The 3,702-nt window shown below is 60.6% G+C and carries 3 protein-coding genes; all 3 read right to left on the bottom strand.

From position 1 onward, the window contains the following. Nucleotides 1-214 precede the first annotated feature (214 nt). Nucleotides 215-1,243: a heat-inducible transcription repressor HrcA gene (gene hrcA, locus FJ319_14575; GenBank protein ID MBM3935489.1), complete on the bottom strand. Its 1,029-nt coding sequence runs from the start codon at nt 1,241-1,243 to the stop codon at nt 215-217. A 219-nt stretch (nt 1,244-1,462) separates the two neighbouring features. After that, a complete protein-coding gene (gene groL, locus FJ319_14570; protein ID MBM3935488.1) occupies nt 1,463-3,073 on the bottom strand; it encodes a chaperonin GroEL in 1,611 nt (536 codons plus the stop codon). A gap of 127 nt (nt 3,074-3,200) precedes the next feature. Then, complete coding sequence (locus FJ319_14565) at nt 3,201-3,506, bottom strand: co-chaperone GroES (GenBank protein MBM3935487.1); 306 nt, start codon at nt 3,504-3,506, stop codon at nt 3,201-3,203. Nucleotides 3,507-3,702: the final 196 nt, after the last annotated feature.

Genomic DNA, 3,702 nt, shown 5'->3' with positions numbered 1-3,702 from the left:
GATCGAAAGCCGGCTCCAGATCACCCTTGGAGATCGAGACTGATTCAACCAAAACCAGTGGTACTGACAAAATCACTGAGCAGTAAGACTGACAAAGTCACTGAGCATTGACAGTCCAGGAAAGGAATTCCAATAGCCCCGTACTGGAACGGACGCCGGAAGGGCATACCCCTCCGGCGTCCGTTCCAGTACGGTCGATTGACCCCAACGCCTGCTACTTGTCCACTCCGGATACCAGCTCCGTCATGAGAGAGGAGACCAGCCTTACGCTGGAAATGGCGCGCAGGTACTCCATCCGCGTCGGCCCCACCGCCCCAATCGCCCCCGTGGCCGAGCCGGGGATGCCGTACTGGCATACCACAACGCTCAGCGGCCACAGGTTATCTCCGGAGTGCTCCTGGCCGATGATAACCCGCACCACGCCGCCGTCCGGCGTCTCGCTCAGGATCGCCTGGATCAGGCTGCCGTCCTCAACGCCCTCAACCACCGCGCGCGCCTTGTTACCCTCTGCGAACTCGGGTTGCCTCAGAAGGTTCCGCAGGCCGTTAACAAAGTGGTCGCTGTACGCGCCCTTGTCCTCTGCCTCCAGGATGGACGCGGCCGCCTCCATCACCTCGGTCTCAAGCGGCGTCATCGGCGCCTGGAGCGCCTTGATCTCATGCCGAGTGAGACCGGAAACCCACTGCTTTATGCGGTTAGCGGATGCCTCCATCTCAACGGGCGTCACGGCGCTCTTGAGGCGAATGAGCTGCTTTCGAACGCGCGCCTGCTCAAGCACAACGATGAGCAGCGCCAGCATGTCCTGTATAGGCACAATCTCCACGTGCTTGATGCGCGGCTCCCGTGCCTTGGGGAAAGTCGTCACCGCCATGTTGCCAACAAGCTGCGCCAGGATGTCCGCCGCAGCGCCCGCCCAGTCTTCCGCCTCACGCTCAGCCTCAAGCAGCCTCCGGCGGATCTTCGTCCTCGCCTCGTCGTCCACGGTCTCGGCTTCTTGCCTCTTGCCGAGCACAGCCTCTACGTAAAGGCGGTACCCATTGTCCAGCGGCACGCTTCCGGCAGAAAGGTGAGGGCGCGAGATATACCCCTTAGCCTCCAGGCGGGCAACCTCGTTGCGAATCGTGGCCGAGCTCACTCCCAGGTCATGGTGCTTGGCTATAGAATCGGAGGCGATCGGAACTGCCGTCCGGATATAGTCTCCGACGATGATCTTGAGGATCTGCGCTTGTCTTTCCGTCAACATACATTCACACCCGAAACGCTTGACGCATCACTAGTGTTAGACAAGTCCGCCTGTGAGATATAAATACCACCCGCGAGCGATGAGCGTCAACAAAACTGGTAGTTGGCAGTTAGCAGTTGGCAGTTGGTCAGCACGGGAGCAATGCGCCCGCCTTCCCAACTGCCAACTGCTTCAAACTTCGAACTGCCGACTTCCAACCGCTAACTTCTAACGACCCTCCTAGTACTCCATCGGAGGAGCGGCGGGGGCCGGCGGCAGGTCTACCTTGACATCGGTGATCAGCGACTCGGTGGTCAGGACCATCGCGGCAACGCTGCCGGCGTTGGCAATGGCGGCCTTGGTGACCTTCGCCGGGTCCATGATGCCGCGCTTCAGGAGGTTCGTGAACTCCCCGGCCTCGGCATCGTAGCCCCAGTCGCCCTTGCCCTTGAGAGTCTCTGCCATAATGACCTCGCCGGACACGCCCGTGTTCTCGGCGATGAGCTTGAGCGGCCTCTCGAGCGCGCGGCGCATGATCGTCACGCCAACCTGCTCGTCGTCGGCCAGCTTCAGGGTGTCCAGGGCCGCGCGGGCGCGGATAAGCGCCACGCCGCCACCCGGGACAATGCCCTCCTCAACGGCCGCGCGGGTGGCGGACAGGGCGTCCTCCATGCGCTGCTTCTTCTCCTTAAGCTCGATCTCCGTGGCCGCGCCGACCTTTATGATCGCCACGCCGCCGGAGAGCTTCGCGAGGCGCTCCTGCAGCTTCTCGCGGTCGTAGTCGGAGGTGGTCTCTTCAATCTGGGCCTTGATCTGCTTGATGCGGCCCTGGATGGCCTTCTCGGAGCCGGCGCCGTCCACGAACGTGGACTCCTCCTTGGTGGAGACGACGCGGCGGGCGCGGCCCAGGTCATCGACAGTGACGGAATCAAGCTTGCGGCCGACCTCTTCCGAGATCACGAGGCCGCCGGTCAGGATGGAGATGTCCTCCAGCAGGGCCTTGCGTCGGTCGCCGAAGCCGGGGGCCTTGATCGCCAGCACGTTCAGCGTGCCGCGCAGCTTGTTGACCACCAGCGTCGCCAGCGCCTCGCCCTCGAGGTCCTCGGCAATGATGACCAGGTTCTTGCTGACCTGCAGGATCTTCTCAAGGGCAGGGAGGATGTCCGCAATAGCGGAGATCTTCTTGTCCGTGATAAGGATGTACGGGTCCTCGAGAATGGCCTCCATCCTCTCCTGGTTGGTGACGAAGTAGGGGGAGATGTAGCCGCGGTCGATCTGCATGCCCTCTACGAACTCCTGCTCGTAGCTGATGCCCTTCGACTCCTCGACCGTGATAACGCCGTCCTTGCCTACCTTCTCCATAACGTCGGCGATCATCTTGCCCATCTCCTCGTCGTGAGCGGAGAGGGTGGCTACCTGGGCGATCTGCTCCTTGCCCTGGACCGGGGTGGCCATCTTGGTGACGGCATCGCGCAACGTGGCGACGGATTTCTCGACGCCCCTCTTGAGCGCCATCGGGTTCGTGCCGGCTGCGATGTTCTTGAAGCCCTCGTGAATGATCGACTGGGCAAGTACCGTGGCGGTCGTGGTGCCGTCGCCGGCGACGTCGTTGGTCTTGCTGGCGGCGACCTTGATCATCTGCGCGCCGATGTTCTCGTACGGATCGACAAGCTCGATCTCCTTGGCGATCGTGACGCCGTCAGAGGAGACCTGGGGCGGGCCGAACTTCTTGTCCAGGACAACGTTGCGGCCCTTGGGGCCGAGCGTGACGCCAACGGTGTTGGCGAGGGTATCGATACCCTTCTTCATTGAGGCTCGTGCCTCTTCTCCAAACTGTAGCTGCTTAGCCAATCTAATGCTCCTTATAGGGGTTATGGGATCAGGGTTCTGGATAATCGAGTTGCTGTTTGCCTGGCTCTTGTTTTGGATACCGGTCTAAACCCAGCACCCAGCACCTGACACCCAGCACCCTCGGCTGTTACTTCGTGAACAGGACGTCGTCCTCGCGGAGGACCAGGTACTCAACGTCGCCTTCCTTGTACTCGGTGCCGCCGTACTTGGAGTAGACGACGATGTCGCCGACCTTGATGTCCATGGGGACGCGCTTGCCGTCATCCGTCAGCTTGCCCGGGCCGATCGCGACCACCGTGCCCTCCTGGGGCTTCTCCTTGGCCGTGTCGGGGATGAAGATGCCGCCTGCAGTCTTCTGCTCCTTCGCGGTGTTCGGCTGGACTACGATCCTGTTACCTGTGGGCTTGAACGTAACCTTCGCCTTTGTAGCCAATTCAACCACTCTCCTTTCGAAACTTGTCAATTGCAGTCGTGGAGTGCTAGCAGTCCATCGAGTCGATTGCTAACGAATAGTGTAATCACGCATTTCGTAGTTGTCAACAAGGGGTAAACGAGATGTCTTTGCTCAGTGATATTGTCAGTAGGTAACTGCTCAGTGAATATGTCAGTCCATGAGAGGACTACATTTG

Source organism: SAR202 cluster bacterium, from assembly GCA_016872355.1.
GTDB lineage: Bacteria > Chloroflexota > Dehalococcoidia > Lucifugimonadales > VGZY01 > VGZY01.
The sequence above is the reverse complement of the archived record's forward strand: the minus strand, read 5'-3'. Positions and strand labels throughout refer to the sequence as shown.